The sequence below is a fragment of the Streptomyces radicis genome (assembly GCF_003626575.1).
GTDB classification, from domain to species: Bacteria; Actinomycetota; Actinomycetes; order Streptomycetales; family Streptomycetaceae; genus Streptomyces; species Streptomyces radicis.
Genome location: NZ_RBDY01000037.1, coordinates 58216 through 64413 on the forward strand (window position 1 = coordinate 58216; position 6198 = coordinate 64413).

Below are 6198 nucleotides of genomic sequence, written 5' to 3' on the forward strand. Positions count from 1 at the left end.
AGGGCAGCGTGGGGACGGCCACCCCCGCGCCGCGGACCCCCGAGGGCACGTCGGCCCTTGCCCGCCGGCTCGGCCTTCGGCTGGCAGACACCGCGGCGGCCCGGGTCGCGTTCCTGGCCGGCAGCGTGGTGGAGGGCCTGGGCAACGCGACGAGCGACGTGGATGTCTACCTCGCCGGGCCCGGCTGGGCACCGGAGCGCCGCCAGCTCGCGGTGGACACCGTGAGGGTGGACGTCCACCGGCTGCCCGACGACGCGCTGGCCGCGGCCACGGAGCGGGTGCTCTCCACCCGCCCCCTCTCCGACGGCTCGGTGCCGCCGGTCGCCGAACGTGACCTGGTCCTGGTCACCAGGCTCGCCACGGCCGAACTGCTGGTGGGTGAGGAGGCCGTCTCCACGGTGCGGCACCGGCTGCGCGAGGGCCGTTCCCGGCTGCGTCGCCAGGTGCTCTTCGCCTGGCTGACGGACGCTCACGCGCAGCACGAGGACTTCACCGGACTGGTGCTCGAGGGGGCCATGGACCCGGCTCTGACGGTCGGTCGCGGCACGCTGATCGCCGCGGGCAAGGCGGTGGCCGCCGCGGGCGACGACCTCTACCTCGGGCGGAAGTGGGCCTGGCACCAGCTGGAGCGATCCGCCCCGGCCCGGTTCCCCCGGCAGGTCTTCACCCATCTCCTTCGGGCCGATCTGCTGGGTGGCGCGCCGGGATCGTCGCTCGATGACCTGGGGAACTTCACCCAGACCTGCCTGGCCGCGGTGTCGACGCTCGGCTGGCAGCATGTCACGCTCGAGGCCTGGCCGACCTGGCTCCGCGGGAACGGGCCGTTGTCCCGAGCGCCCGGCTTCCACCCCCGCGCGTTCGATGACGGCGTCGTGCTCACCCGCCCCGGGGCCCGCCGGGTTCGGCTGAGCCCGGAGGCGGCCCTGGTCTGGGCGCTGTGCAACGGCAGCTCCGCCGATGCCGTGGTGGCCCTGGCCGGGGAGCTGGCCAGGACGGCCGCGGTGTACGCGGGCTGCACCGAGGAGCGGTGCCGGGGCATCATCGCGTCGCTGGAGGAAGCGGAACTGGTGGTGGGGAGTTGACCGACCTCGCGACAGCGTTGCGGGCGCCGGACCTGGAGATCCGTTTCGACCGGAGCCCGACGCTCGAACTGTTCCTTGCCCTTCAACGGGAGCTCACCGGGCGGTTCGCACAGGAGATCAACCACCTGCCGTGCCCGATCGTGCCGCGGATCGCGCGGTTTCGCGCCGGTGTGCGGAAATGGAAGGCCGCGGGCCTCACGTCGCTGCCTTCCTGGCTGGCCACCGCGCCGCATCCCGGCATGCTCGCCGACGAGGCCGGAGACGAGCGGTTCGAGGGCGGCACCCGGTTGGTCGCCGACGCCATGCGCGCCGCCGAGCCGACGCTGCGGCCCGTGCTGGACGGGCTGGCGGCCCGGTGCGGTGAGGCCACGGCCGAGCTGCGTCGACTGCTGCCGCTGGACGAGCTGGGACCTCCACTGCGCGCGGCGCTCGGCGTGGGCCCCGAGCCGGTGTCGCTGACGCTGCACCTCGTTCCGCTGGCCCCGCACTATCCCGGTGTCGGCTTCCTGACCGACGGCACCCGGCTCACCTCCGCCTATGCCGACTGTCGGCGTTTCACCGGCTCCACGCTGGCGGAGAGCGTACTCGCGCTGCTGGGCTGGGCTCTGCTGCGGCAGCGGCACGGCCCTGGCAGCCTCATGGCCGAGCTCACCACCAGGTTGCCCGGCGGCCGCCGTCACGACCGGCGGCTACGCGCGGTGCTGGCCAAGATCCTGCTGGAGACGACCACCTCCCACCTGATCCGCACGGTGCGTCCGCACCACCGAGGAGCCGTGGACCTGCTGGGTACCGCGTGGCGTTTCCCTCGGCTGTTCGGCGTGGCCGAGCGGTACTGGACGCCGTATCTGGCGGGCCTCACCGGGCGCGATGACGCGCTCGCCGCGCTCACCCGGGAGATCGGCCGACACAGCGCGCGGTGGTACGTGGACGACGTCGACGCGGCGTCGCTCGCGGCCGACTTCTACCTGCTGGAATGGCTCGCCGCCGAGGGGAACGCGGCCGCCCGCGAGCGATTCGCCCGCTGGGTGCCGCAGCTCGCCGACTACTTCGCCCGGCAGCTGGACCTGATCATCGGCGGGGAGATGGGGCACTTCGAGCGGGCCCAGGACGATGGCGTGATCGCCGGCCACCTGAAGGACTTCCTCCGCAGGACGAACGAGGGTGACAGCCGAGTGGCCTGGTACCGCACCCGGCTTGAGCTCGGCCAGAATCGCGCTCTTGACCTCGCGGCGGAGACGTTCTTCGGCCCCGGCATCGAGTACGGGGGCGATGCCTGGGGGCCGGTGGCCGCGATGCTCCGCAGGTATGTCGACCACGAGCTCTCGCACACGGTCTTCATCGACCAGTGTTTCACCCTGGAGCACAACAACGGCTCGCTGTTCGACAAGTACTTCGCCACCGACGGCCTGTTGACGGTGCTCGACGCCCAGGCCGCGGGCGATCTGGTGACCCTCGCCGGTCGCGCGTCCCCCGAGGTGAGGCGCCTGTGGCAGCTGCACGAGGAGCGCCGGTTCCTGAGCCATGACCCGGCGTGGCTCGGCCGTCCCACCGGTGCCAGGCCCGAGCGCGCCGACGCGCCGCCGCCACCGCCACGGACCGAGTGGACCGTACGCGAGGCGTGGCCGGGCTCTCTTGGCTGCGGCAGTTCCGAGGAGTGGGAGACGGCCGGTCGGCGCGACGAGGAACCGGAGGGCACCCGGCTGAGCAGCGTCGGACACGGCCCCCGCAGGACCGTCCCGGTGCGGGACGGGCAGCGGCTTCGCGGCGCGACCGCGGAGCTCCACACGGCGCTCGGCGTCATCCGGGCGGAGCTCTGGCCCGAGCCCGCACCGCACACGGTGGACAACTTCGTGCGCCTGGCGCGGGGGAGCCGCCCGTGGAAGGACCCGTTCACCGGCGACGACCGGACCGGGAGGTTCTACGACGGCACCGTCTTCCACCGGCGGATTCCCGGATTCCTGATCCAGGGCGGTGACCGCACCGGTACCGGCACCGGCGGCCCTGGCTTCCGCATTCCCGATGAGATGGCGCGGGACATGGCGTTCGACCGGCCGTTCCTGCTCGGCATGGCCAACACAGGCCCCAACAGCGCCGGTTCACAGTTCTTCATCACCCTGTCCTCGGCCGAGCACCTCTCCGGCGCCTACTGCCGCTTCGGTGAGGTGCTGGCCCCTGAGTCGCGGGCCGTCGTCCGTGCCATTGCCGAGGCGGAGGAGGCGGTGGAGCTCCGGCGGGTCGAGGTGACCACCTGGTGAGCCCCTGAACCGTCCGCCCCCGTGGGTGCCGCGAGCTCAACGCCCCGCACGGCCTCCCACGGGTCGACGGGGAGCGGGATCCCGGCGGCGTTCGCCCGCCGCGCGAGCGGGGCGTGCGTGGTGTTCGGTGTTTTCGGCGGGTTTGATGAGAGCCAGGCGGGCGGCGAGTTTGGGATCCACGTCGCTCCATCCGTGGTGGGGATGGACACCGACGCGGGGTCGTGATCGTCAATGAGAATGGGAGCCACCCCTATCGGGTGACTTCTTGACCTTGGCTGTGGAGCTTGTGAGTGTCCGCGATGAAGAGGGTTCGGGTGGCGATAGCTTGTGTCATCGGGCCCTGTCGGTCCGCGTCCCTGACAGGCGCGGTTCGGAAGGGCCCGGCTCCGTTGATATCAAGGGGCGGTCTCAGCTCCCCAGTCGTGTACGAATGCCCCGGTTGTCAGGCGGCTTCGTTCTCTTTCTCGTTCCTTGAGATGGAGTTCTCAGCTGGAAGGAGTGCTGAGTGGGGCCAGAGATTGCGTTTGTGCAGCTCGGTGAGTGGAGGTTCACCGCCCGGGCTCAGAGATCGTTGCGTGGATGGCGGCCCGTGTCAGTTCGGGGTGGCTGAGGACGTCGGTGCTGTCGATGAACTGGTCGACGGCGCCGATCGCCGGCAGGGAGTTGATGGCTGGGTCGGTGATGCGGGCGGTCAGCGCTGCGGCGAAGCGTTCGGCGTGCAGGACCTGGAATGGTCGGCTGTGGTAAAGGCGCGTGGCGGGGTCGACAGGGTTGGCGAGGCCGAGTTGGTTGTGTGTGGCCGCGATGGCTTCGTAGGCGCGGGTGAGGTGGTGCTCGCGGGTGTGCCAGTCGGTGGCGGCGAGGGCTGCGTTGAGGATCGGGCTGAGGATGGGTGCCTGGGGTGTGCGGGCGAAGGCGCTGCCGAGCCATTTGCTGTAGGGCGGGTAGCGGCGGTCCATGAGCAGGCAGAGCCGCATCAGATCGCGCACCAGGCGGGCAGCGACGATAGCGGAGCCGAGTTCGTCGCCCACTTCTCCGCAGCGGCCGACGAAGGCTTCCTCCTGGGAGATGCGCTGCCACTGGCAGGCGAGTAGGTAGAGCCAGAGGCCGTGAGGGTACCAGTCGAGGTTGGCGCGTGCTGGTGCGAGCTGGCCGAGTCCGTCGTGGAAGACGGCGCCGGCGGTGATCTCGGCGAGGAGCTGGGTGGGGGTGGCCAGCCAGTCCGTCAGAGTGACGTCCTTGCGCGGGTCGAAGCCAAGTTGCGTGGTGAACCAGCTGCCCGGGTCTGTGACTTCGACCCGGTGGTGGACCGGTCCGTCGGTCATCTGCATGACCCGGATGCCCGCTTCGCCGGTGGGGGCGAAGTGCGTCGGGTAGCCGCGGAAGGTCTTCGGTAGGCGTTCGGAGAGCAGTTTCGTGATGCTTGCGCCGTGGCGGGTGACGTCCTGCGGGTGCAGGAAGATCTGCAGGCGGGGTCCCCACTCATGGTCGGCGGAGCGGGTGGTGTCGAATCCGAGGACTTCCGAGCCGGTGCCGAGGCGGGCAGCGGAGTGCGTAAGCCCGGAGGCAGTCTCCTCCAGCAGGGGCCGTACGGCTTCGAGGTAGAAGTGGCGGGAGAGTTCCAGTCCGGGGATGAAGGACGGCATGGTCATGTCGGGGAGGGTGCCGGATCTGCGTGTGGTCGGTCGAAGGCTTTTGCCCCCACGGCAGGTCGCGGTTATCCCCGGCTCTTGCGTTCGTCTTGGGTGGCCTGGAGCCGGTAGGACTCGGTGCCGGTCTGGATCAGGGTGCAGCGGAAGGTGATGCGGTCGGCGATGGCCGCGCAGAGTCGGCGGTCGCCGAAGGTCTTGTCCCACTCTGCGAACGGGGAGTTCGTTGCGACGGCGGTGGCCTTGCGTTCCTCGCGCTCGGTGAAGATCTGGAAGAGCAGCTTGGAGCCCTTCTTGTCGAGGTTCGCGTAGCCGAATTCGTCCAGACACAGCAGGTCGACCTTGCTGTAGCGGGCGATCGCCGTGGACAGGCGCTTGGCTGCTTCCGCTTCGGCGAGTTCGTTCACCAGGGCCTGGGTGGTGGTGTAGCGGACGGTCAGTCCGGCCTCGGCGATCGCCGTGCCGATCCCGATGAGCAGGTGGGACTTGCCCGTTCCAGAGTCACCGATCATGACCAGCGGGCGGCCCTCGCGCACCCAGGAGGGGGACTTGAGGTCGGCTACGACCTCCGTGGAGACATTGGGATTCTTGTCGAAGTCGAAGTCCTCCAGCCGCTTGGGGCGGGGGAACTTCGCCGAGCGGACCAGTCTTTGCTGGCGGCGGACATCCCGGTCGGCGCGTTCGACCTGAAGCAGATCGAGGAGGAACTGCTTGTAGGTGGACTGCTCGCGCCGGGCGCCGGCGGCCAGCTCCACGAACCGCTCGCGGAAGGCCGGTAGTCGCAGATCCCGGCAGGCTTCGTCGATGGCTGCGTCCTCCGGGTCGCCGGGCAGCGGCATTCTGGCGGGCGGCACCTGCTCGGCCGAAATGGCTTCGGTGGTCTCGGCGGGGGTCATGCGGTCGTGCCTTTCCTCTGCTTCGTGTTCGACGTGCTGATCACCGGTGCAAGGAGCCGGTCGTACTTGGTCATGTCCGGCAGTGCGGTACGCGGATCCGGCGGCAGCCGCCGGGTATGCAGAGAGACCACCGTGGCACCCTCGGTCTTCGCGGCCTTGCCGCCGTCATCCACCGTGTCCAGAGCCGTCCTAGCCTCGGGCTTTCATGGGGTGGGCCGTCCGAAGGGTGATCGAAAACGCGAGAAGTGCTCCTGACCTGGGACGATAGGACTTGTCGAGGGTCCAGATCGTGCCGTGGAAAGAAGCACTTCTCAGG

The 6198-nt window shown here is 70.1% G+C and carries 5 protein-coding genes; 2 read left to right on the forward strand and 3 right to left on the reverse strand.

Annotated elements, in window-relative coordinates; genetic code table 11:
* The first annotated feature begins 8 nt into the window (after nucleotides 1-8).
* Entirely contained in the window at nucleotides 9-1082 is a 1074-nt protein-coding gene (locus D7318_RS28930) for a hypothetical protein (RefSeq protein ID WP_147437858.1), read from the forward strand.
* Nucleotides 1079-3337, forward strand: coding sequence for a peptidylprolyl isomerase (locus D7318_RS33540; RefSeq protein ID WP_220729867.1), 2259 nt, complete (start codon nucleotides 1079-1081; stop codon nucleotides 3335-3337). The genes D7318_RS28930 and D7318_RS33540 overlap by 4 nt, the downstream gene beginning before the upstream one ends.
* Nucleotides 3338-3885: 548 nt before the next feature.
* Here D7318_RS33540 and D7318_RS28950 read toward each other — a convergent pair.
* The 3 genes from D7318_RS28950 to D7318_RS33120 all read right to left on the reverse strand — a co-directional run bounded on the left by D7318_RS28950 (nucleotide 3886) and on the right by D7318_RS33120 (nucleotide 6055).
* Nucleotides 3886-4989: a DUF4037 domain-containing protein gene (locus tag D7318_RS28950; protein WP_120700201.1), complete on the reverse strand. Its 1104-nt coding sequence runs from the start codon at nucleotides 4987-4989 to the stop codon at nucleotides 3886-3888.
* A gap of 65 nt (nucleotides 4990-5054) precedes the next feature.
* Nucleotides 5055-5825, reverse strand: coding sequence for an IS21-like element helper ATPase IstB (gene istB / locus D7318_RS28955; RefSeq protein WP_120700209.1), 771 nt, complete (start codon nucleotides 5823-5825; stop codon nucleotides 5055-5057).
* A 53-nt stretch (nucleotides 5826-5878) separates the two neighbouring features.
* Nucleotides 5879-6055, reverse strand: coding sequence for a hypothetical protein (locus tag D7318_RS33120; RefSeq protein ID WP_183091654.1), 177 nt, complete (start codon nucleotides 6053-6055; stop codon nucleotides 5879-5881).
* Nucleotides 6056-6198: the final 143 nt, after the last annotated feature.

What these genes read in the sequence shown, in the direction of transcription:
- D7318_RS28950 (WP_120700201.1), bottom strand. Translation starts at nt 4,989, where the DNA reads ATGACCATGCCGTCCTTCATCCCCGGACTGGAACTCTCCCGCCACTTC.
- istB (WP_120700209.1), bottom strand. Translation starts at nt 5,825, where the DNA reads ATGCCGCTGCCCGGCGACCCGGAGGACGCAGCCATCGACGAAGCCTGC.